Raw genomic sequence first — 21,794 nt, forward strand, 5'->3', positions numbered from 1 at the left:
TATCGAGCGTCAGGCTCACGCCACCCAGAACGGGCACCTCCGCGCCCGCGCTTTGAAAGGATTTTCGGATGTCTTTCAGTGCCAAGAGCATATCGGCGGGGCCTTTCCGGTCGCATTCCCCCGTTACCTAGCATCCTGAGCGGCCGGGAAAAGGGATCGACGCTTGCCATAGGGTCGCGGGGCGGTGCAGCCTGACCGCAAAGAGGCCGGGGAGGACGCGATGAAACGGATCAGACTGGGCATGATCGGCGGTGGGCCGGGCGCGATGATCGGGCAGGTGCACCGCTTGGCCGCGCGTATGGACGGGCGTTTTGATCTGGTGGGCGGCGTGTTCTCATCGGACCCTGACAAAGGTGCTACCTTCGCGCAGGAGATCGGCAGCACCGCGTTCGCGTCCGAAGCGGAGATGCTCCATTCCGGGCAGATCGACGCGGTGGCCATCGTCACACCGAACCATCTGCATGTGCCATCGGCGCGTGCGGCGCTGCGTGCGGGTATCCATGTGATCTGTGACAAACCGATGGGCATTTCGGTGGCCGAATGCCGCGCGCTCGAAGCCGACGTCGCGGCCTCTGGCCGGGTATTCGTTCTGACCCATAACTATACGGGCTATCCGATGGTGCGGCAGGCGCGGCACATGGTGCGATCTGGCCAGATCGGCACGGTGCAGCAGGTGCAGGTGGAATATCCGCAGGACTGGCTTGCGCGCGATGCGGCGGGCCCGCGCGCGCGGCAGGCGGCATGGCGGCTTGATCCTGCGCGATCCGGTCCCGGCGGGGCGCTCAGCGATATTGGCACCCATGGCCATCATCTGATGCGCTTTATCACCGGGCTGGAGATTACGCAGCTTTTGGCGATCACGGCGCGGGATGTGGCCCAAGGCGGCCTTGATGACAGCGCGCAGGTCACGCTGCGCCTTGATAATAGGGCGATGGGTGCTCTTTGGTGCAGTCAGACGGCGGCGGGCGCGGAAAACGGCCTGCGCATCCGCATCTTTGGCAGTGACGGCGCGCTTGATTGGCGGCAGGAAGACCCCGACAGGCTGCTCTGGAGCGATCTGTCCGGGCCACGGCGCGAACTCACCCGCGGCAGCCCGGACCTCTGCGATGCGGCGACCAGCGCCACGATGCTGGGCCGGGGCCATCCCGAAGGCTTCTTTGCGGCATTTGCGACGATTTACCGGGATGCGGCGGATGAGATGCTGGGCCTTGGGCCAACTCTGGCACCGGGCGTGTCCGATGGCACATGGGGGCTTCGGTTTGTCGAGGCCTGCGCCCGGTCTGCCCAAAAGGGCGGCACTTGGGTCGATATCTGAAAAAATCCCCTGATTTGAGGGGGTAAACGCTCGCCCCATGGGGTGGATCGTACTACGCTTCTTGTTGGGTAGAGTTTCATTCTGGGCGTGACCACGATGCAAGCAGACCAAAGCCAATTCATTGGCCTGCTCGATCATATCTATGAGGCGGCGGAGGATCCGCGCGCTTTCGATGCGCTGTTGGAGGCGGCGGAGGCGCTGTTCCTTGGCGAGGACGCGCCTTCCCCGGTGGACGCGCCGCCCGTGTTTGACGCAGCACTCTTGCGGCATTCGGATCGGGTCCAGCGGATCATCGACGCGCGGTTTGCGCAGGTCGCGGACCCGGCGCCGGACCCGATGACGCCTTTGATCTCAGCGATGCGCGAAAGTGCGTTTGGCCGCTTTGTGTTGGCGCGGGGCGGGGTGATCCTTGCGGGGAACAACGCGGCGGCAGCGGCCCTGTGCCTAGAGGCGTTTCCCGCGACCTTGGCTGAGGCGCAGCTTGATCACGCGGGCCAGCGCGCGCTGGAGGAGGCGCTGCGCGCAGCGTCCGACGGGGCCACAAAGGTGATCGCGCTGGGCGTGGGACCGGAGGAAAAGCGGTGCCTTGCCATGATCCGCCCTGTCACGCTTGCCACCGCACAAGGGGCCGCAGTGTTGGAGGTGGCGCTGTCGCATATCGTCTGGGGGCAGGCGCAATTGTCCGCCGTGGCAGACGCGCTCGACCTTTCGCCACGGGAGGGAGAGGTGCTCTCGGCCCTGTTGCAGGGCCAATCGCAGGCAGAGATTGCCGCCGCGCAAAACCGATCCGCCGAAACGATCAAGGCGCAGGCAAAGGCCATTCTGCGCAAAAGCGGCTGCGCGCAGGTGTCAGAAGTGGTGCTCTTGGCGACCTCCATCGCCTATCTCGCGCGCGCGGAGGAACAGCCTGCGCGGATCGCTCAGACCATTGCGCCGACCCCGCCCGCGTTCTTTGAGGAACACCGCCTGACCGGGCCGGATGGGCGCCAGATCGGGTATCTGACTTGCGGGGTGCCGCAGGGATTTCCGGTGTTCTTCACCCATGCGCAGTTGCAAGGCCCATATATCACCCGCGCCATGGCGGAGGGGCTGGCGGCGGCGGGATTTACCTTTTTCGCCGTGTCACGCCCCGGTTATGGCCAGACCGATCCCGCGCCCGCAGGCACCTCGCCAGAAGAGGCGCAAAGCCGCGATGCGGAGGCCGTCGCGAACCATCACGCCGTCACGCGGCTGTTGCTGATGACCCAGCATGGCGGCACGCTCGCGGCCTGCCATCTGGCGAACCGGTTTGAGGCGCGCGCGCGCGGGCTGTTGCTGGTCAATGGGATGCTGCCCACCTCGCAGGTGCGCAGGTTTTCCCATCGTCAGTCGCAATTGTTCCGCGCCGCCGTGGCCCGCGCCCCGGCGATTGGGGAGATGTTGTTGCGGGTGCATCTCTCCACCTATCGGCGGGAGGGTGGAATTGCCGCCTATTGGCGCAAATTCTTTGCCGACCAGCCCCGCGATCTGGCGGCGCTGGATGATCCGGATATCCTCGATGTGTTTTTGCGGAGCGGCGATCATGTCTTTTCCGGCGAGCCGCGCGAGATGATCCGTGATGCGGCGCAGGTCATCGGGGATTGGCGCGCGATCCTGCAAGGCATCCCGTGCCGCATCTCCATCCTCTATGGCAGCGAAACGCCAGAGATCAGCCAGATGGCGCAGGAGGAATGGGGCAAATCCTTTGCCAATTATCCGGTGACTCAGGTTGAGGGCGCGGGATCACTGCTGCTGCACACCGATTGGGAAACGGTGATCCGACATCTCATTGAAATGCGTGACTGGTAGGCGTTTTCACCCCCAAGGGTGAAGCGATGCGCGGCCCTGTTCGGCAGTGTCTGTCCCATCGGGTGGTTGGCGATCTCCTACACCCGTATCCGGGGGAGGGGTGGGCACCGACTGTCACGCCCAGATGCCTGCTTCTCCCCCATCCGTGCGCGCTGGTGGCTAAAGCCGTGGCAGGTGGTGGCGGCGGATCACATCCTGCAACATCTCAGAGGCGCGCTGGCGATGTGCGCTGTGCACGGCATGGGCGCGCTCAGGATCATTGCTGCGGATCGCGGTCAAAAGTTCGGCATGGTCGCGCACCGAATGCACCGGCTCCGGGCGCAGATGAAGGGTCAGCATCCGCGCGCGGTGCACCTGATCGGTATAGCGGGCGGCGGCCTCGGCCATGCGGGTATTGCCTGCCTGCTCCATCAGGCTGCGGTGAAAGGCGGCGTCGGCTTCGGCCCATGCGTCGCGATCGCCCATGGACAAGGCGTGCTCCATCGCGGCAAGTGCTGCTTCAAGCGGGGCAAGGTCGCGCGGGTCTAGGGCGGCAAGGCGCGCGGCGGCGGCTGACTCGAGGGCTGTCAGCACCTCATAAATCTCCGCCATATCCTCTGCTGAAAGGGCGCTGACGGTCATCCCGCGCCGTGGCGTGACAGAGGCAAGCCCCGCCGCCGCGACCGCCTGCATCGCTTCGCGCACCGGCGTGCGCGACATGCCCAGAAGGGTCGCAAGCTCCGTCTCGGTATAGCGCGCGCCGGGTGGGAATGTGCCGGTAAGAATGCCCTGTCGCAAGGTGGCCAGCGCCTGATCGGTTTGTCCCGCCATCTAGAGCCTCACCACCTGTTCGGTTGCGTCGGCGCGGTAGAGCGCCTCTTCAATCTCCAGATTGCGCAGATAGGCCGACGCGTGAGTCTCTATGGTCGCGCCCTCGGTCAGCCCAGCGATGACATGGGCCTGAAACGCTGCCACGCAATCCCCGGCAAATCCGCGCGGCGGAGTGGGGGGCAGGAGGGTTTCTTCTGCCGCCTCTCCCACCCGTCGCAACAACAGCGCCCCATCCGCCGCCAGCCGGATCGCGCCCCCAGTGCCCTCTGCCAGAAGGGTGCCGAAGGTCAGGCGCGGATCGTCGCTCGGGAAATCAAGGCAGCGATTGCCGTCAAACACGGCGCGCAGACCGTTCGCATAGCGAAAGGTGAAGCGGCCCGCATCCTCCCCCGCGATGGCGGGGTTCATGCGGCGCAGATCGGCATCCACCGCCTCCGGCTCCCCCAGAAGATAGCGGAACGTATCGACCCAATGGATGCCCGTCTCCCGGATCAAAAAGCGCGGCATCGTTTGGAAATAGGGTTGGCGGGCCAGATACGCCTGTGGCCCTTGGCCATCGCCGGGCCGAAAGGTGAAGGTGATCTGGTGCAGATCACCAATACTGCCGTCGGTCAGGCGCGGCTTTAACGCGCGATACCACGGCTGGAACCGGAAATTTTCGTGGATGAGGAGGGGGATGCCCGCATCCATCGCCAATCGGGTGACGCGGGAAGCCTGCGCCAGTGTCTCACAGAACGGTTTTTGACAGATGATCGCGCGGGGGCGGTGGGTCAGGGCCAGTTCTATCAGCGCCTCATGGGTTGTGGGCGGGGTCGCGATGTCGATGATGTCCGGCCTCAGGGTGGCAAGCATCTCTGCTGCATCCGCGAAAGACGGCCCAAGAGATGCGGCCTTATGGGCGTCAAGATCGGCAACGCCGATGAGCGCGGCACCGGGCAGGCGCGCCCATGCCTCCGCCTGAAACCGCGCGAAATAGCCCGCGCCGATCTGGGCGACCCGCAGGGTCACAGGGCCGATTTCACGGCGTTTGCCGCATCCTGCGTCGTTGCGGTCCCACCGATGTCGCGCGTGAGGGCGGTGCCCGTTGACACGACCTGCCAGACGGCGGCGTCAAGCCGCGCACCCGCCGCCGCCAAGGCGGGCATCTCGTGGCGCTCCGCCAGCCAATCCAGCATCATCGCGCCCGACAGGATCATCGCGAGCGGGTTGGCGATCCCTTGGCCCGCGATATCGGGGGCGCTGCCATGGCAGGGCTGAAACACCGCGTTGTCGTCTCCGATATCGGCAGACGGGGCAAGGCCAAGACCACCCATGATCCCAGCCCCCAGATCGGACAGGATGTCGCCAAACATATTCTCCGTCACCATCACGTCCCATGCCTGCGGGCGCGTGACCATAAAGAGGGCCATCGCATCGACATAGGCATGGTCGGTGGCGATATCGGGGTGGCCCAGTGCCGCCTCATCAAACAGCCGCCGCATATAAGCGAAGGCGCGGAACACGTTTGCCTTGTCCACCAGCGTGACCCGGCCCGGCCCCTTGCCCAGCGCTTTACGCCGTGCGGCCATGCGGAAGGCAAAGGCAAACAGCTTATGGGATGTGGCGCGGGTGATGCGCAGCGTTTCCTCGGCGTAGTCCTCGGTCACCAGCCCCTTGCCCAGCGTGTGAAACAGCCCTTCCGTGCTTTCCCGGATCAGCACGAAATCGACCGGTTCCGTGATCTTGAGCGGGCTGGGCTGCCCCGGCACGATCCGAACGGGGCGCACGCCCGCATAGAGGTCGAGTGCGATGCGCAGGTCGATCTGGGGCGTGATCTCCGTCCCGTCCTCATAGCGCACGCTCGGAAGGCCCATGGCAGAGAGCAGGATCGCATCGCTGGCGCGGGCCGCATCAAGGGAGCTTTGCGGCAGCGCGTCACCATGATCGCGATAGTGGCCCGCCCCCGCGGGCAGATGCGTGAAATCGAGCGTCGCGATCCCCTGTGTCACCTGCTCCAGCAGGGCAAGGGTGGGGGTCATGATCTCTGGCCCGATGCCATCCCCATCGAAAACGGCAATCTTGAGATGTGGGGACATGGGCGCAGCTCCTGCTTGATGTATGCATTAATGTATGCATTGATGGAGGCTGAATAGCAAGCAAGGAGCGCACCCATGCATATCGTTTGCGTCACTCTGCGAGTGGACCCCGCGCAATGGGACGCGTTTTTGCCGCTCATGCGGGAGAATGCGGACGCGTCCCTCGCCAATGAGCCGGGCTGCCATGTGTTTGAGATCAGCGTGGATGAGGGGCTGTGCGAAGTGTTCCTCTATGAAGTCTATGCGGATGCGGCAGCCTTTGCCGCGCATCTTGAGACTGCGCATTTCATCGCCTTTGACCGGGCTGCGGGACCGATGATCCTGACCAAGGATGTGCACCAATATTCGGGGCTGAAGGAGGCGGCGCATGGATGACATCTGGGAGGTCCGGGCGCTGAAATATGCCGACCGGAACAGCCGCACACGCGCCGATAGCTTTGTCTTTGATGACAATCACGACGCGCCGCATCCGATGGACTACTTTATCTGGGTGCTGACCAACGGCGCGCGGCAAATCGTCGTGGACACCGGCTATGACGCGGATGAGGCCGCGCGGCGGGACCGCCCGATCCTGCGCGATCCGGCGAAAGCGTTGGAGGATATGGGCCTGCGGGCGGATGCGGTGGAGGAGGTGATCCTCACGCATCTGCATTATGACCATGCCGGGTCGCTCCACCGGTTTCCCAATGCGACATTCCATCTGCAAGAGGCCGAGATGGCCTTTGCCACTGGCCCGTGCATGTGTCACCCAACCCTGCAAATGCCCTTCACCGCCGATCATGTCTGCGAGATGGTGCGCAAGGTTTATTCCGGGCGGGTGGTGTTTCACCAAGGGGCGGGTCAGGTCGCCCCGGGGGTGGAGGTGCATTGCATCGGCGGGCATTCGCGCGGGCTACAGGCGGTGCGGGTCAAAACGGTGTCAGGCTGGCTGTGCCTTGCGTCGGATGCATCACATTTCTACGAAAATTTCGAAGCTGAAAAGCCGTTTCCCATCGTGGTGGACGTTGAGGATATGCTGGCCGGGTTTCGCACGATCCGGCGGCTCGCGAGCCATGACGGGTTGGTCATCCCCGGCCATGACCCCCTCGTGACGGAGCGCTTCGCGATCGCCGAAGCGCCCCATATCTGGCGATTGGATCGCGGCCCGCGCTAGCCGCGCCCACCGCCAAAGCCGGTGCCGGTGGAGAACACCCCGCCGGGGCAATCATTCGGATCAGGGGCCATGCCCTGCGCACGGCGTTCTTCCGCGCGTCTCAGCCGCTCACTGGGATGGCAGCGGAATGTTTCGGGGAAATAATCAATCAATTCGCCATAGATTGAATTGATGATGTTAAACCCCGGATCCTCGGGAGGCGTACACATCATGTCGATCACAGTATCGATCCCGTTGTCGATGCGCGCAAACCCGCTGTACCCGTCTGCCTGATATCGGAATCCCACTAGTCCCTTGTCACTCTCCACGCGTTCCAGCGTTACCTTTCGTGATCCGTCAGCCGTACAATTCACATAAACGCCCGAATCTTGCGGGCCGCTTTCAATCGGGGTCGGACCAAACTGAACTGGCGTGGGAACGCCCGGCTTGCCGTGACATACCACCGAGGTGCCGGAGGTCCGCTGCTCCCCCAGCCCAAGCGCGCCGAAGCCGTGGAATGTCACAGTCTCACGACTGCCATCCCCGCAGATCACCTCCCCCCGGTGATAGCCGGTCACGAAATCCGCGCCGCTGTCATTGGTGAGGGAAAGTTGCGCGGTGGGCAGGCCATTGCGCATCGTGATCTCGATCCGCCCGGACACGCCCGGTGGAATGTCGGTGATCGGCACATTGTCCATGCAGGTGGCATAGACGCTCTGACATTCCATCGGGCGGCCTGTGGCCTGCACACAAGGGATAAAGCGTGCCTTGCAGAACGCCTCATCCCCGTCTTGTGCGATGGCAGGCAGCGGGATCAGCAGCAGCCCTGCGATGGCCAGCGCGCGGATCACTGGAAAATCTCGCTCGCGCAGGTGCTGTAGTATGCGTCCTGCGCTTGCATCATTTCGTCGATCAGGTTGCAGCTTGCCGTATAGGCAAAGGTGCGCATCGCCGTTTGGCATTGAGCGGAGGCCGTCGCCGGGATCGGGATCGTGTGCGGGCCGGACCCCATCGGGCAGGAGAAGGTGTAATTTGTCATGCCCGCTTGTGCCGCGGCCTGCTCTGCGGCACCGGCCCCGCCTGATCCAGGGCGAACAGGCGTGTCAAATCCCGGACCCGCCCCATAGACCGGGCTGTCCCCGACCCGGCGAGAATAGTCGATATTGGGGTCGGTGTTCATGTTGCGCCCGTCGATACGCTGGATGCACTGGCCGGTGGATGGATCAATCATCCCGCCTGCCGCCACACATGTATTATTGCCACTTTGCGGTGCGCTGGACCCGCTGCTCCCCAGCGTGGCATTCGCTGCCCCCGTGGCCAGCATGGTGCCGAAATCGGTGACGCTGGGTGCGCTGGCCCCGCCGCCGCCAAGTATGTTGGCAAAATTACCGACACTGCCGCCGCCGATCGCCGCCGCCGTGGTCTGACCCATCTGCGCCGATTGCCCGGTGCCGCTGAACAACTCCCCGAACAGGCCAACGGCAGAAGCCGTGCCCGCATCCATCAGGCCCGAGGATTGCCCCATCCCGAGCATCGTCCCGGTCATCACATCCGCCCCACTATCGGCAGTCGCCACGTTGCCCATGATGTTGGAGAAGGTGGACCCCATCAGATCACCATCGGACCCGCCGACGATCCCACCCAGAAGGGAGCCGCCTAGCTGCCCCATCAGGCCGATCATCGCCCGATCGCCAGCATCGGGGCCGCTTGATTGCTGGCTCTGGACCACCCCAGGCCCGCCGGCCATCGCGGTGGTCGTTGGCTGGCGCTGCGGTTGGGGATCGGCAGCGGCAAGCCCGGACCGCATGGATTGTTCTGCCAGGGCGATCCGTTCGGAATTGGCTGGATTGGCGACGTAGTTCTCCAAAAGACCGATCACTTCGCTGTCGCGCGCAAGGCTGCTTCGCTGTTGGTACTGCAACGCGCCGCGCGGTCCGATACACGGGCCGCTTCCGCAATTGGGCATATAAAAGGTCAGATCGCCGGTCATCAGGGCCGTGCGCACGAATTGCGGATAGCCCTGTGTCGCACCCCATTGCAGGGTGAAGGAATTGTTCGGATCGACCTGCGCGGTGTTCACCAGCCAACGTGCGATGTCATATTGTTCAACCGCGGCGGCCGTATAGAGGAGCGTGTCTTGTCCGGTCGACACTGGCGGATCAAGGTCAACGCCCTGCGCGTGCAACATCCGCAGGGTTTGCAAGTCGCCCTCCCAGACGAGGGCTTTGATCTGTCCCCATTCGGTATCGGCAAAGGCCTGATAATCCCCGCCGTAATTCGTGGCGACATGCTGCTGAAGCGACGAGGCGTCCATCGCGTTCGGGATCGGTGTTCCCATACAGGCGGTCAGGGCAACAAGGGCCGTGGCGGTGAACAGGGTTCTGATCCGGGTCATTGGTAAATCTCCGCTGCGCATTGGCTGTAATAGGCATCCTGAGCAGGCCCCATCTCATCGACGAGGTTGCAGGTCGCGGCAAAGGCGAATGTCCGCATGGCGCTGATGCATTGGGGGTTGCTCGAGGCGGGAATGGGGATGTTATGCGGCCCGGACCCCATCGGACAGGTGAAGGAATAGTTGGATGGTGTGCCTGCCGTTTGTATGGGCGTTGCAACTTCCCGCTGAACAGCACCCGGCCGCTGGATTGCTCCCGATTGCGTGGCGGCAGCGCCGCCGCCAAAAAGGCTCCCAGCCACGCCGATCATCCCTGCGGTGCTGCTGTCCATCAGGCCGGACCCTTGACCGATGGCACTCATCGTGCCGGTCAAGGCATTGCCACTATTGGCTCCGTCCACAATGCCAGTGAGGGTCGAGGCGAAAATATCGCCCTCCGATCCGCCAATGGCAGAGCCAAGCGCTGAGCCCGCGAGGGAGCCAAAAATGCCCATCACGGCGCTGCCACCACCGCCGCCGCCGCTGTTTTGCTCCTGCGCCAAAACAGGGCCAGTGTCATAGCCCGCACGGGCAAGCGCGGTGAGAAAGGCAGGGTGATCGAACTGCACCGCGATGCGCGCGGTGCGCGCAAGAGCATCCTGCCCGCTGTAATAGCGGCCACTGTCATCGGTGTAGAAAATCGCATTGTACCGCAGGGCAAGGTCGACCATCTCGGGACTGTCACGGAGAACAGCAGTCTCCAGCGGCCCTTCGCAATGGGTTCGCGCCCCTGTGGCACACATTTGCATCGCGCGTTTGACCGTGTAGCCGGACCGGATCAGGGCATCCGCAATTGCGGGTTGGTTTTCGTGCAACGCCTGAAGGACGGAGGGCGTCAGCCAGTCATAAAGGTCGTCATCGTCGGGGTTCCAGCCGCGCCGCAACATCTCCTCAATAAGGTCCACGCGTCCCGCCACGATATAGTCAAACGACGGTCGCGCCAAACTCGCCCCCTCAAAGGCCATGACGTCACCACCAAATTCGGTATCAATGATTGCGCCCAGCTCTTGTGCGCTCGACGGTGGGTTTAGCACATAAGAGGGCGCGCATCCGGCAAGAGCGAGCGGGAGCGTGATGGCGGTGACCCGCAGGAGGTTTTGCAAGAGTCTCATGTGTTGGCCTTCAGTTATAAATCTCCGCAGCGCATTGGCTGTAATACGCGTCCTGCGCGGGGCCCATTTCGTCAATGAGGTTACAGGTGGCCGTATAGGCGAAGGTCCGCATCGCGGTGATGCATTGCGGGTTGTTTGACGCAGGCACTGGGATGGTGTGCGGGCCGGACCCCATAGGGCAGGAGAACGTATAGTTCGACGGCTGACCCAACGGCGCGCTTTGCTGGGGGACGGCGATCTGTTGCTGCGTCGCCTGCGGGCGCTGGATCGCGCCGGAGGACGTGGTTTGCGCAGCACTGCTGCCGCCGCCACCGAACAGGCTGCCTGCCATGCCGAGCATGCTGGCCGTACCGCTGTCCATCAGACCGGAGGATTGGCCAAGTGCTGTCATCGTCCCGGTCATGACTTCGGCCCCACTGTCAGCCGTCAGCGCGTTGTTCATCACCCCGCTAAACGCCTGCTCGAACAGTGCACCATCAGACCCGCCGATCACGTCCCCGACAGCCGATCCCATGGCGGACCCGAACAGACCCATCATAGCACCCCCTGCGCCACCACCGCTGCCCGAACGGCGCTCGGCTTGAACTTCAGCCAGAGCGGCACTGGTATCATATCCCGCCTGACCGAGTGCGGTGAGGAACCTTGTGCTTTCCCTTTGGACCGCCCAACTTGCCGCCATTTCGAGGGCATCTTGCCCACTGCGCATACGTCCACGATTGTCTTCGATTACGAGAGCATTATAGCGGAACGCAACATCCACAAGCTCCGGTATGTCATGCAAAGCTCCACGGCTGAGCGGCGTGGAACTACAGTACCGAACCGCGCAGTCTTGGACCGCATCCTGCACAGTATAGCCAGACGCAATAAGAATGTCCGCGACATCTGTATAATTTCGAGCCAGCGCCTCAAGGGTATGCGGCTCCCAGTCGTCATATTGTTCCGGCTGTGCTTCCGGATCCCATCCGCGCCGCAGCATTTCCGCAATTAGATCGGCGCGCCCTAGTCTGACATAAACCGACGACGGAAATGACAAAGAATCGCTGTTCTCAAACGCCCAAACATCGCCACCGAATTGCTGGTCAATTATTGCGCCCAATTCTTGAGCGGATGAAGGCGGGGTATCGATATAAGAAGAGGTACATCCACCAATGAGTACAGCAGCTGTGACTGCCGTGGCACGCATCACGTTCTGGAAAACCGGCATAGTTGCGATCCCTTAGTTATAAATCTCCGCAGCGCATTGGCTGTAATACGCGTCCTGCGCGGGGCCCATTTCGTCAATGAGGTTACAGGTGGCCGTATAGGCGAAGGTCCGCATCGCGGTGATGCATTGCGGGTTGTTTGATGCAGGCACTGGGATGGTGTGCGGGCCGGACCCCATAGGGCAGGAGAACGTATAGTTCGACGGCTGCCCCAAGGGCGCGCTTTGCTGGGGGACGGCGATCTGTTGCTGCGTCGCCTGCGGGCGCTGGATCGCGCCGGAGGACGTGGTTTGCGGCGCACTGCTGCCGCCGCCACCGAACAGGCTGCCTGCCATGCCGAGCATGCTGGCCGTACCGCTGTCCATCAAGCCGGAGGATTGGCCAAGTGCTGTCATCGTCCCGGTCATGACTTCGGCCCCACTGTCAGCCGTCAGCGCGTTGTTCATCACCCCGCTAAACGCCTGCTCGAACAGTGCACCGTCCGAGCCACCGATCACGTCCCCCACGGCAGAGCCCATGACGGACCCGAACAGCCCCATGAGTGCGCCACCGCCGCCACCGCCGCTGGAGGAGCTGCTGCTGGCGCTTGCCGTGCGTTGCGGGGCAGGGGCGGCCTGTCCGGTGCCGTAATAGGCCGGTCCTTCAAGGCCAAGCGCCATGAGGGTTTCGAATTTGGGGTTCTGCTGCTCCCATTGCGCCACGCGCTCCGCATTGGCGGGATCGGACAGGAATTGGCTCAAGACCCGGGTGATCATCGCAGAGTCGCCATGCCGCTCCTGTGCGGCGATCAATGCGCCGCGCGGGCCCCAAAGGCTAGGATGACAGGGAAGCGCCTCATCACAGGTAAAGAAATAATCGCCACGCTGTAGGGAATATCGCGCCAAGGCCCCTTTCAACTCATCACTCAGCGGACCATTCCAAGCATCGCCCTTCACCGCCCCATACAGAACCCGACCCGGACGGGGATCGAGGTTGAGCTGCATCATCTGCGGCACAATGGGCGGCGCGATATAGGTCGCATAGCGCAACAGGTTCTGATCGCCGCGCTTATCGGGCGGATCAAGGTCAGCGCCATTGGCATGCAAATGCTGAATGGCGGCGATATCTTCGTTGAACACGAGATCGCGCACATAATCCCAGTTTGCCGCGGTATAGGCAGAGTAGTTCCCGCCATAGCGGAGCGAGACGGTGTTGTTGATCTGACCTAGATCAGCGACCGGGTAACCGCAGGCCGCGACGGAAACCATCAGGGCAGCGAGCAAACCTTTTGTGCGGGTGAACATGGGGCAATCTCCTTCAAAACTCGGGAAAGTTTAGGAGACCGACAGAAAGTGAGTCAAACCTGATTGTCGTGTTGTCCAACTACATATCGGAAACGATAGGTCCAAAATGGAAAGGGCACCCGAGGGTGCCCAATCCGTCGCCAGTTTGACCGCACGCCGCCGGGCTAGCCGCCATAGGCGATGCTCGGCAGCCATGTCACCAGTTCAGGGAACATGAACACGATCCCAAGCCCGGTGAGCTGCAACAGAACGAAGGGAATCACGCCCTTATAGATATGGCCCAGCGTCACACCCGGCGGGCATACGCCCTTAAGGTAGAAGAGCGCAAATCCCACGGGTGGTGTCAGGAACGAGGTTTGCAATGTCACCGCCACAAGGATGGCGAACCATACGACCTCCGGATCCTGCACCTGATCGAAGCCGTTAATCTCCAATCCGAGGCCAAGGATGATCGGCAGCATCAGTGGCATGATGATGATGGTGATCTCGATCCAATCCAGAAGGAAGCCCAGCAGGAACACGATGAACAGGATGAACAGGATGATCAGGTACGGATCCTCAAACACCGCCAGAACCATCGCCTGCACGATCTCATCCCCGCCATAGCGGCGCAGCACGAAGGCAAAGAAGTTCGCGGCAAGGAAAATCCCCACGATATACCCCGCCGTGTTCAGGGTGGATCGGGACACTTCCTTGAGCACCTTGAAGTTCAATTTGCCGTAGAAAGCCGCCAGCGCCGTCGCCCCGAATGCGCCAAGGCCGGACGCCTCGGTCGGGGTTGCGATGCCCGCAAAGATAGAGCCAAGCACCAAGAGGATCAGGAACATCGGCGGGACAACGGATTTGACCACTTCCAGCACCACGTCCATCCCGACTTCATCGGTCTTTTCCGGGGCGGGCATGGATTTGGGGCTGAGCAATCCGAAGATCACGATGAACGTGATGTAGAGCACACCAAGGAGCAATCCCGGGAACAGCGCGCCCATGAACAGATCGCCGAGCGAGATCGCCAACTGATCCGACATGATCACCAGCATGATCGAGGGCGGGATCAGGATGCCGAGCGTCCCGGCAGAGGCGATCGTGCCCGTCGCGATCGGTTTGGAATAGTTCTGCTTCATCATCGCAGGCAGCGCCATCACGCCAAGCAGCGTGACGGAGGCACCAATCACCCCAGTGGAGGCCGCAAGGATGATCCCGATCAACAGCACGGTGAGGGCCAAGCCGCCGCGCAGCGCGCCAAACAGCTTTTGCATGGAATGCATCATCCGCTGGGCCACGCCGGACTGATCCAGCATCAGACCCATGAAGATGAACATCGGCAGCGCCACCAGCACCGGGTTTTGCACGATATTCCCGAACAATCGGGAGGGCAGGGCGGCCAGACGCCGATAATCAATGCCGGTGCGGTCAAATTCGATGATATCGCGGAACGACGACCGGAACGGATCAAGGAACACCTCGGCCACCAGCGCAAAGATCAGCGAAACGCCAACCAGCGCGAAAGCCACGGGAATGCCCCGGAACAAAAGATAGATGAACACGAGGAACATGCCCAAAACGGCAATCTCGTTCAGGGTCATGATCTGACCGATGAGTTCAAGGATAAACATGGATTAACGCTCCCCGGTCGAGGACGCGCCCCGGTCTAGCAGTCGCGTGATCAGCAACAATGCAAAGGTCACAACGAGGGTGATCAGGATGGTGAATTTGATCTCATAGGCCAGGAATTCGACCGTGTCGAAAATATCCATCCGCATGATGTCCCGGTTGGTCGTCTCGCTGCCTGCGGTCAGGCGGATGGCCCAGAAGATGACGTAGAACACCACCAGATTGACGATGAACATCGTGGACGGAAACGCGATCAGCAGGGTTTTCCACAGCTTCGGCTCGGTCAGCTTGGCCAGTTCCCGACGGTAGGCCGACCATGCGGCAAACGCGATCAGGATGAAGGTCAGGTTCATGAATATCTTGAGCAGGTAGAGCCCGTGCAGGCCATTCGGGCTGCTCGATCCTTCGCCCGCCTCGACCGACGCCACAGCGTAGTGGAACGTCAGATCCCAGCACATGATGATGAAGGGCAGGAACAGCCATGTGAGGCCAAAGATGCTGATCTTTGCCTTCTTTTCCTCGCTGAACCCGTCATAGAAAATATCGACCCGCACATGGCTGTCGGTGGTCACGGCATAGGCGATGCCAACCATCACGGCAGAGCCATAGAGCCACCACTGAAGATCATCGAGCCATGCCTGATTGTGGCCAAGCTGGCGGATGATGACCTGCGACACGATCGCGATCATCAGGATCGGGAAGAGCCACGCAAACACGTTGGAGATTTGCACAACGATGCGATCCCCTTTGTTATGTGCCTTGCGGTTCACTTCGCCGGGGTCGGAGAGGGCGACGAATTTCTCGATCTGATCCATGGTGTTTCCTCGGGGATTGACGCGGCGGCTTTATGCCTGTCGCGGGTCCGGGGCGGCATGAAAGCCGCCCCGGACGGGTCATTGTCGCTCTGTCGGCGCGCGATTAGCGCGGACGTGGCAGGTAGATGGTGTTGCCCCAGGTTGCGTAGCCTTCACGGTACTCCTGAAGGTCGGCCCAGACTTCGGCGAAATACTCGTCCTCAGCGGCCAGTTCCAACGCGACCTCGTTCCAAGTGCTCTCAAACGTGTCGAGCATTTCCTGGGGCCAGGTCTTGATCGTCACGCCGTTGTTTTCGACGTTATCGACCATCGCGGCGAAGTTGGTTGCTTCCCCTTCGGCGTAGTTGTCGGTGATGTTGGCCATGCACGCGACTTCGATCTGACGCTGGGAGCGCTCATCAAGGTCTTCCCACCGGTCCTTGTTCACCAGAAGCTCAAACATGGTCGCGGGCTGGTGCCAGCCCGGGAAGTAGTTGAACTTCGCGATGTTGTGGAAGCCAAGGCGCGCGTCGATCCGCGGCATGGAGAATTCGGTCGCGTCGATCGCGCCACGCTCCAGCGCTGGGAAGATGTCACCACCTGCAAGCAGGGAGGTGGACACGCCCAGACGCTGCATCACTTCCGCGCCAAGGCCGAAGAAACGCATGTTCAAGCCTTCAAGGTCTTCCACGGAGTTGATCTCGTTCTTGAACCAGCCGGAGGTTTCCGGCGCGATGATGCCGCAGGGCACGACGTGAACGTTATAGCCGTTCATGTCATACATGCGCTGATACAGCTCCATGCCGTCATCATACAAAAGCCAGCCGAGGAATTCGCCAGCTTCCGGGCCGAACGGGACAGCCGCGAACAGCGATGCCGCGGTGATCTTGCCCTGCCAGTAGCCTGCGGTTGCGTAGGACGCATCGACCGAACCGTTGGAAACCGCATCAAGTGCTTCGAGGGTCGGAACCAGCTCGCCGGGGTTGAAATGCTCAAACTCGACGCTTTCGGAGATGCCGTTGATCTTCTCAACGAAGTTCACCGCCGCGGTGCCTAGGATCGGCAGGTTCTCGGAGAAGGACGAGGTCATCTCCAGCGTTTCTTGCGCCTGTGCGCTGGTGGCCGCAGCGACGATGATCGCCGCAGAGCCGAGAAGGGCTCGCATATGTGTCATGGTGTATCCTCCCTAAGGATTGCAAATGAAGCACTAAGCTTTTTGTGTGTGCCGCCCTCATGGGTAACGACGTGACGTCACAGGTCAAGCAGTGTGGTCAGTTTCCTTTACCAAAACGGGCAAAATACCGGGTAGTGGGTAGGAAAATTAATGCGCAAACAAGACCTTTAACCTCATAAAATTTCAAGAGAGGTCAAAAAAGCCTCATGTGAAACTCGAAATTGAGGTGAGTCGGGGTGATTCTCTGTGCAACTCGCCAAATTGGTCAGCAAATCTTCCGGGCGATTAACGGTCTTTCACCGCCTCCATCACCGGGAAGGTGGAGGTATGCGCGACATGCGGCAGGGCGGAAAGCGTCTCGCCAAGGATCTTGCGGTAATGCGCCATGTCGCGTGTCCGTATCTTGAGCAGATAGTCGAAATGGCTCGCGATCATGTGGCATTCCGTGATCTCGGGCACCTCCATCACGGCAGCGTTAAAGGCATCAAGCGCTTCGGCGCGGGTGTCATGCAATTTGACCTGAACGAAGGACACATGCCCCGCACCAAGCCGCACATGGTCAATGATCGCGGCATAACCCCGGATCACCCCCTCCGCTTCAAGCCGTTTGAGGCGCGCGATCACCGGGGATTTCGTCAACCCAACGGCCTGTGCGAGCGCCTCCATCGTTGTGCGCCCATGACCGAGCATATGGCGGATGATCTTGCGGTCTATATTGTCGATCTGGCTCATGGGTTTGGTCCGAAATAGGGAAAATGGCCGAAAACTCAGTTCAAGAGTTGGCATAATCGGCATCTTCGGTCCAACATTATCTGTGGGTCGCGATACTCTTTCCCCAAAGACAAGAGAGGGAATTCAGCCATGCGAGTGGATGCCATGCGCGCGACAATTGATGACAATCGGTTCCTTGGCGAGGATGCCGCGTTGCAGGCCCTTGTCACACAGGCCGCCCTTTCCCCTCAGGAGCGCGCCGCGATCTGCGCGGAAGCGGCCAAGCTGATCGCGGATATTCGCGCCCATTCGGATCCCAGCTTGATGGAGCAGTTTCTGGGCGAATACGGCCTGACCACACAGGAAGGTATCGCGCTCATGTCGCTGGCGGAGGCGCTGTTGCGTGTGCCTGACGCCTACACGATTGATGCGCTCATTGAGGATAAGATCGCGCCTGCCAATTGGCGCGCGCATATCGGTGCTGCGAGTTCCGGGCTGGTGAACGCGTCCACATGGGCGCTGATGTTCACGGGCAAAGTTCTGACGCGGGAGGAACAGCGCGGCCTGCCCCCGGTGATGCACGGGCTCGTCCGGCGGCTGGGGGAGCCGGTGATCCGCACGGCGGTCGCCCGCGCGATGCGGGAAATGGGACGGCAATTCGTGCTGGGCACCACGATCGCGGATGCATTCCGGCGCGGCAAACCGTTTGCCGCGAAGGGGTACCGCTTTTCCTTCGATATGTTGGGAGAGCAGGCGATGACCGACGCGGATGCGCAGCGCTATACCCGCGCCTATGCCGATGCGATCACCGCCATCGCGAAGGAGGCCACGGGCGGGCCACGGGCAGCGCCCGGTATCTCCGTCAAACTGTCGGCGTTGCATCCGCGCTATGAGACGACAAAACGCCCGCAGATGTTCGGCACGCTGGTCGCCCGGCTGAAAGGACTGGTCGCACAGGCCGCTGCCGCTGATATCGGCTTTAACATTGATGCGGAGGAAGCAGACCGGCTGGACCTGTCGCTTGATGTGATTGAGGCGGTGTTGAGCGATCCCGATCTGGCTGGCTGGGACGGGTTCGGCGTCGTGGTGCAGGCCTATAGCCGCCGCGCGCCGTTTGTGCTGGATTGGCTCCATGCGCTGGCGACCCGGCTGGACCGGCGGATCATGGTGCGCCTCGTCAAAGGGGCCTACTGGGATACGGAGATCAAGCGCGCGCAGGTCAATGGCGTTGAGGATTTCCCGGTCTTTACCCGCAAATCCCATAGTGACGTCAGCTATATCGCCTGTGCGCGTAAGCTGATGGAGATGCGCGACCGCATCTATCCGCAATTCGCGACCCATAATGCCCATACGCTCGCTGCCGTGATGCATCTGGGCGGCACGGAGGGCGGCTATGAGGTGCAGCGCCTGCATGGCATGGGGGAGGGCGCGCACGATATTCTGGTGCAAAAGCATGGCGTCCCGAGCCGGATTTACGCGCCCGTCGGCACGCATAAGGATTTGCTCGCCTATTTGGTGCGCAGGCTTTTGGAGAACGGGGCGAATTCGTCTTTCGTCAACCAGATTGCCGATCTGTCCCTGAAACCGGAGGAGATCGCCACCGATCCTTTCGCGGATATTGCAGGGCCGAATGCCAAGATCGCGCGGCCCGCTGGCCTTTATGCACCGGAGCGGCGGAACTCCCGTGGATGGGACGTGAATGAGCCAGTGGACCTTGCCGCGCTGGAGGCGATGCGTGCGCCCTTTGCCGATCATGTCTGGCATTTCGGCTCAGCGCAGGCGGTGGCGAACCCGGCGCGCGCGGGTGATGTTGTGGGCCATTATGATCCCGCGCGGGTGGAGGATGTGCGCGCAGCGGCGGCTGCCGCGCGCAACGCCGCTCCCGATTGGGCCGCGCGCCCTGCCAAGGACCGGGGTGCGATCCTGACCCGGGCGGCGGAGCTATATGAAGCCCATGGCGGGGAGTTGATGGCGATCCTCGCGCGGGAGGCGGGCAAGACCATCGGTGATTGCGTCTCCGAATTGCGGGAGGCGGTGGACTTCCTGCGCTATTACGCTCTGGAGGCAGAGCGGCTCGCGGCCCCGCCGCGCGGGGTGTTTGCCTGTATCTCCCCTTGGAATTTCCCCTTGGCGATTTTTACCGGGCAGATCGCGGCGGCCCTTAGTGCGGGCAATGCGGTGCTCGCAAAACCAGCCGGGCAGACGCCATTGATCGCGCTGCGCGCGGTGGCGCTGCTGAAGGAGGCGGGGGTGCCCGCAGATGTGCTCCACCTGTTGCCCGGCGGCGGAGAGATCGGCGCGGCGGTCATCGCGGAGGGCGGCGCGGATGGCGTGTGCTTCACCGGCTCCACCGCCACGGCGCAGGCGATCCACCGCAGCATGGCCGATCACCTTGCCCCCGACGCGCCCCTGATTGCGGAGACGGGCGGGCTCAATGCCATGATCGTGGACAGCACGGCCCTGCCCGAACAGGCGGTGCGCGATGCGGTCATGTCAGCCTTTGGCAGCGCCGGGCAGCGCTGTTCCGCCGCGCGTGTCCTGTATGTGCAGGAAGATATCGCGGCCCCCTTCATGGAGATGCTCAAGGGGGCAACGGCAGAACTGACCCAAGGCGATCCATGGCAGGCCGATACCGACCTTGGCCCGGTGATCGACCAGATGGCCTATGACACCATCGCGGAGCATGTGACATCCCGTGCCGACGCGTGGCAACCTTATCCCGCACGCGGGCTGATGCACCCACCGACGATCATTCCTGTGACCGGGATCGAGGCGCTGGAGCGGGAAGTGTTCGGCCCCGTCCTGCACGTCGCTACTTTCAAGGCTGGGCAATTGGACCGGGTCATCGCGCAGATCAACGGGCGCGGGTATGGGCTGACCTTTGGGCTGCACACCCGGTTGGGCGCGCGGATCGCGAAACTGTCCGATGCGGTTGCGGCGGGCAATCTTTATGTGAACCGGAACCAGATCGGCGCCGTGGTCGGCTCCCAACCCTTTGGTGGGGAGGGTCTGTCCGGTACTGGACCAAAGGCAGGCGGGCCGCATTACATGGCGCGGTTCACGCAAGGGGCGCAGGGTGCCGTCGAGGGCACGGATAAAGGGCCAGCCGTGACGGTCGAGGCGGTGGAGGCCGCACTTGCCGCCGTCAAACCCCAAAAGGTGACGACCGAGCAGGTGATGCCCGGGCCAACGGGGGAGGATAACCGCCTGCGGATCGTGCCGAAGGGGCGGGTGCTGTGCCTTGGCCCTGATGTGCGCGCGCATGTCATCGCAGCCCTTGCCGCCGGATGCGGCGTGGTGGCGGTGACGGGGGACGACCTCAACGATCTGGCCGACGCAAAGCTGCGGGTCATTAATGGCCACGTCCCGGCGGAGATGCTGGCGGACCTGTCTGGTTTCGACGTGCTGGCAGCCCCGCCGACCCGCGCGATCCGGCAGGCGCTCGCCCGGCGCGACGGTCCGATCCTTCAGCCGGTCACGGACCCAACCGCCCCCACCGCATTCGCCCATGAGCGGCATGTCTGCATCGACACCACGTCGAGCGGCGGGAATGTGGCGCTGCTGTCGCAAGCAGGGTAGCGCGCCACGGCCTCCCTTCCGCGAGGGGTGGAGAGATGCGTGCTCGCCGCACGGGCGAGGTATTTGGGGAAAAAAGAAACTGGGCGGTCAGTCGCACAGCACATCTGTTGCCGGGGCGATGGGGAAGAACGTGCCAGCCGAGCGGATGCCGAACCAGTCGCCTTCGACCTCCCCCAGATCGACGAGGCGGTAGAAGCTCTTGCGGTCAATGAGGGCCTCAAGCCCGCGCCGGACATGGACATAGGGCGACGGCTCCCCCGTCTCGGGATCATAGGTGACGCGGATCGGGTTGTCGGCATTTGCAGTGGTCAGATCGCCCACATGGGTCTCGAATGTCAGGGTTTGGGGCGCGTCGGTTACCGTGAAGTCAATGGCGACAAACGGCGCGTCCTCCACCGTGATGCCAACCTTCTCCACGGGCGTGACGAGGAAGTATTTGCCATCCTCCATCTTGAGGATCGAGGAGAAGAGCTTGACCAGTCGTTTGCGCCCGATGGGCGAGCCGAGGTAATACCATGTCCCATCGCGCGCGATCCGCATATCAAGGTCGCCGCAAAAGGGTGGGTTCCATTTCTCCACCGGGGGCAGTCCTTTGCCGCCCGCCTTGGCGGCGGCCTGCGCAATCTGATCGGCACTTGGTGTCGCGGATGTGTGATTTGCGCCTGCCATGGCAATGTGGCTCCCTTCGCTCTGTACCTTGAGCGATAACGATATAGATTGACCATACGAATGGCCAAC

Annotated in this window: 18 protein-coding genes; 5 read left to right on the forward strand and 13 right to left on the reverse strand. The window is 62.3% G+C overall.

Annotated elements, in window-relative coordinates; genetic code table 11:
- The first annotated feature begins 220 nt into the window (after positions 1-220).
- Both FHS89_RS05430 and FHS89_RS05435 read left to right on the forward strand, forming a co-directional pair.
- Positions 221-1,315: a Gfo/Idh/MocA family protein gene (locus tag FHS89_RS05430; protein WP_184009353.1), complete on the forward strand. Its 1,095-nt coding sequence runs from the start codon at positions 221-223 to the stop codon at positions 1,313-1,315.
- 96 nt (positions 1,316-1,411) lie between these two features.
- Positions 1,412-3,142, forward strand: coding sequence for an alpha/beta fold hydrolase (locus tag FHS89_RS05435; RefSeq protein WP_184009355.1), 1,731 nt, complete (start codon positions 1,412-1,414; stop codon positions 3,140-3,142).
- A gap of 159 nt (positions 3,143-3,301) precedes the next feature.
- On the opposite strand, the gene FHS89_RS05440 is transcribed toward FHS89_RS05435, so the two are convergent.
- From FHS89_RS05440 to FHS89_RS05450, 3 genes are read right to left on the reverse strand one after another with little or no spacing between them, the layout of a single operon-like run.
- Positions 3,302-3,952 (reverse strand): GntR family transcriptional regulator, encoded by a 651-nt coding sequence (locus tag FHS89_RS05440; RefSeq protein ID WP_184009357.1) that lies wholly within the window; start codon positions 3,950-3,952, stop codon positions 3,302-3,304.
- The gene (locus FHS89_RS05445; protein WP_184009359.1) at positions 3,953-4,960 is read right to left on the reverse strand and encodes a Gfo/Idh/MocA family oxidoreductase; all 1,008 of its coding nucleotides are present in this window, start codon (positions 4,958-4,960) and stop codon (positions 3,953-3,955) included.
- Positions 4,957-6,027 carry an isocitrate/isopropylmalate dehydrogenase family protein gene (locus FHS89_RS05450; RefSeq protein ID WP_184009361.1) on the reverse strand — a complete coding sequence of 357 codons (1,071 nt, stop codon included), beginning with the start codon at positions 6,025-6,027 and terminating at the stop codon, positions 4,957-4,959. The genes FHS89_RS05445 and FHS89_RS05450 overlap by 4 nt, the downstream gene beginning before the upstream one ends.
- A 75-nt stretch (positions 6,028-6,102) precedes the next feature.
- Here FHS89_RS05450 and FHS89_RS05455 point away from each other — a divergent pair, with 75 nt between their 5' ends.
- Both FHS89_RS05455 and FHS89_RS05460 read left to right on the forward strand, forming a co-directional pair.
- Entirely contained in the window at positions 6,103-6,402 is a 300-nt protein-coding gene (locus tag FHS89_RS05455; RefSeq protein WP_184009363.1) for a putative quinol monooxygenase, read from the forward strand.
- Positions 6,395-7,180, forward strand: coding sequence for an N-acyl homoserine lactonase family protein (locus FHS89_RS05460; protein ID WP_184009365.1), 786 nt, complete (start codon positions 6,395-6,397; stop codon positions 7,178-7,180). The genes FHS89_RS05455 and FHS89_RS05460 overlap by 8 nt, the downstream gene beginning before the upstream one ends.
- Here FHS89_RS05460 and FHS89_RS05465 read toward each other — a convergent pair.
- The 9 genes from FHS89_RS05465 to FHS89_RS05505 form a co-directional block, all read right to left on the reverse strand.
- Positions 7,177-8,010 (reverse strand): hypothetical protein, encoded by an 834-nt coding sequence (locus FHS89_RS05465; protein ID WP_184009367.1) that lies wholly within the window; start codon positions 8,008-8,010, stop codon positions 7,177-7,179. The genes FHS89_RS05460 and FHS89_RS05465 overlap by 4 nt on opposite strands.
- Entirely contained in the window at positions 8,007-9,554 is a 1,548-nt protein-coding gene (locus FHS89_RS05470; protein ID WP_184009369.1) for an ankyrin repeat domain-containing protein, read from the reverse strand. The genes FHS89_RS05465 and FHS89_RS05470 overlap by 4 nt, the downstream gene beginning before the upstream one ends.
- Complete coding sequence (locus tag FHS89_RS05475; protein ID WP_184009371.1) at positions 9,551-10,702, reverse strand: hypothetical protein; 1,152 nt, start codon at positions 10,700-10,702, stop codon at positions 9,551-9,553. Before FHS89_RS05475 ends, FHS89_RS05470 begins: the two co-directional genes overlap by 4 nt.
- Positions 10,703-10,712: 10 nt before the next feature.
- Complete coding sequence (locus tag FHS89_RS05480; RefSeq protein WP_184009373.1) at positions 10,713-11,240, reverse strand: hypothetical protein; 528 nt, start codon at positions 11,238-11,240, stop codon at positions 10,713-10,715.
- 678 nt (positions 11,241-11,918) lie between these two features.
- Complete coding sequence (locus FHS89_RS05485) at positions 11,919-13,187, reverse strand: hypothetical protein (protein WP_184009375.1); 1,269 nt, start codon at positions 13,185-13,187, stop codon at positions 11,919-11,921.
- 164 nt (positions 13,188-13,351) lie between these two features.
- Positions 13,352-14,800: a TRAP transporter large permease gene (locus FHS89_RS05490; protein ID WP_184009377.1), complete on the reverse strand. Its 1,449-nt coding sequence runs from the start codon at positions 14,798-14,800 to the stop codon at positions 13,352-13,354.
- 3 nt (positions 14,801-14,803) lie between these two features.
- Positions 14,804-15,613 (reverse strand): TRAP transporter small permease subunit, encoded by an 810-nt coding sequence (locus tag FHS89_RS05495; RefSeq protein ID WP_184009379.1) that lies wholly within the window; start codon positions 15,611-15,613, stop codon positions 14,804-14,806.
- 103 nt (positions 15,614-15,716) lie between these two features.
- On the reverse strand, positions 15,717-16,757 hold the full coding sequence (locus tag FHS89_RS05500) for a TRAP transporter substrate-binding protein (protein ID WP_184009854.1): 1,041 nt from the start codon (positions 16,755-16,757) through the stop codon (positions 15,717-15,719).
- Between the two features lie 294 nt (positions 16,758-17,051).
- A complete protein-coding gene (locus FHS89_RS05505; protein WP_184009381.1) occupies positions 17,052-17,498 on the reverse strand; it encodes an Lrp/AsnC family transcriptional regulator in 447 nt (148 codons plus the stop codon).
- Between the two features lie 129 nt (positions 17,499-17,627).
- On the opposite strand from FHS89_RS05505, the gene putA reads away from it, so the two are divergent.
- Entirely contained in the window at positions 17,628-21,056 is a 3,429-nt protein-coding gene (gene putA, locus FHS89_RS05510; RefSeq protein WP_184009383.1) for a bifunctional proline dehydrogenase/L-glutamate gamma-semialdehyde dehydrogenase PutA, read from the forward strand.
- A gap of 87 nt (positions 21,057-21,143) precedes the next feature.
- Here the strand turns inward: putA and FHS89_RS05515 are convergent, their stop codons facing one another.
- On the reverse strand, positions 21,144-21,725 hold the full coding sequence (locus FHS89_RS05515) for a DUF1285 domain-containing protein (RefSeq protein ID WP_184009385.1): 582 nt from the start codon (positions 21,723-21,725) through the stop codon (positions 21,144-21,146).
- Positions 21,726-21,794 lie beyond the last annotated feature (69 nt).

The sequence above is a fragment of the Rubricella aquisinus genome (genome assembly GCF_014199445.1).
In the GTDB taxonomy this organism is placed as follows: Bacteria; Pseudomonadota; Alphaproteobacteria; order Rhodobacterales; family Rhodobacteraceae; genus Rubricella; species Rubricella aquisinus.

What these genes read in the sequence shown, in the direction of transcription:
- FHS89_RS05430 (WP_184009353.1), top strand. Translation starts at nt 221, where the DNA reads ATGAAACGGATCAGACTGGGCATGATCGGCGGTGGGCCGGGCGCGATG.
- FHS89_RS05435 (WP_184009355.1), top strand. Translation starts at nt 1,412, where the DNA reads ATGCAAGCAGACCAAAGCCAATTCATTGGCCTGCTCGATCATATCTAT.
- FHS89_RS05440 (WP_184009357.1), bottom strand. Translation starts at nt 3,952, where the DNA reads ATGGCGGGACAAACCGATCAGGCGCTGGCCACCTTGCGACAGGGCATT.
- FHS89_RS05450 (WP_184009361.1), bottom strand. Translation starts at nt 6,027, where the DNA reads ATGTCCCCACATCTCAAGATTGCCGTTTTCGATGGGGATGGCATCGGG.
- FHS89_RS05455 (WP_184009363.1), top strand. Translation starts at nt 6,103, where the DNA reads ATGCATATCGTTTGCGTCACTCTGCGAGTGGACCCCGCGCAATGGGAC.
- FHS89_RS05460 (WP_184009365.1), top strand. Translation starts at nt 6,395, where the DNA reads ATGGATGACATCTGGGAGGTCCGGGCGCTGAAATATGCCGACCGGAAC.
- FHS89_RS05470 (WP_184009369.1), bottom strand. Translation starts at nt 9,554, where the DNA reads ATGACCCGGATCAGAACCCTGTTCACCGCCACGGCCCTTGTTGCCCTG.
- FHS89_RS05475 (WP_184009371.1), bottom strand. Translation starts at nt 10,702, where the DNA reads ATGAGACTCTTGCAAAACCTCCTGCGGGTCACCGCCATCACGCTCCCG.
- FHS89_RS05480 (WP_184009373.1), bottom strand. Translation starts at nt 11,240, where the DNA reads ATGATGGGTCTGTTCGGGTCCGCCATGGGATCGGCTGTCGGGGACGTG.
- FHS89_RS05485 (WP_184009375.1), bottom strand. Translation starts at nt 13,187, where the DNA reads ATGTTCACCCGCACAAAAGGTTTGCTCGCTGCCCTGATGGTTTCCGTC.
- FHS89_RS05490 (WP_184009377.1), bottom strand. Translation starts at nt 14,800, where the DNA reads ATGTTTATCCTTGAACTCATCGGTCAGATCATGACCCTGAACGAGATT.
- FHS89_RS05495 (WP_184009379.1), bottom strand. Translation starts at nt 15,613, where the DNA reads ATGGATCAGATCGAGAAATTCGTCGCCCTCTCCGACCCCGGCGAAGTG.
- FHS89_RS05500 (WP_184009854.1), bottom strand. Translation starts at nt 16,757, where the DNA reads ATGCGAGCCCTTCTCGGCTCTGCGGCGATCATCGTCGCTGCGGCCACC.
- FHS89_RS05505 (WP_184009381.1), bottom strand. Translation starts at nt 17,498, where the DNA reads ATGAGCCAGATCGACAATATAGACCGCAAGATCATCCGCCATATGCTC.
- putA (WP_184009383.1), top strand. Translation starts at nt 17,628, where the DNA reads ATGCGAGTGGATGCCATGCGCGCGACAATTGATGACAATCGGTTCCTT.
- FHS89_RS05515 (WP_184009385.1), bottom strand. Translation starts at nt 21,725, where the DNA reads ATGGCAGGCGCAAATCACACATCCGCGACACCAAGTGCCGATCAGATT.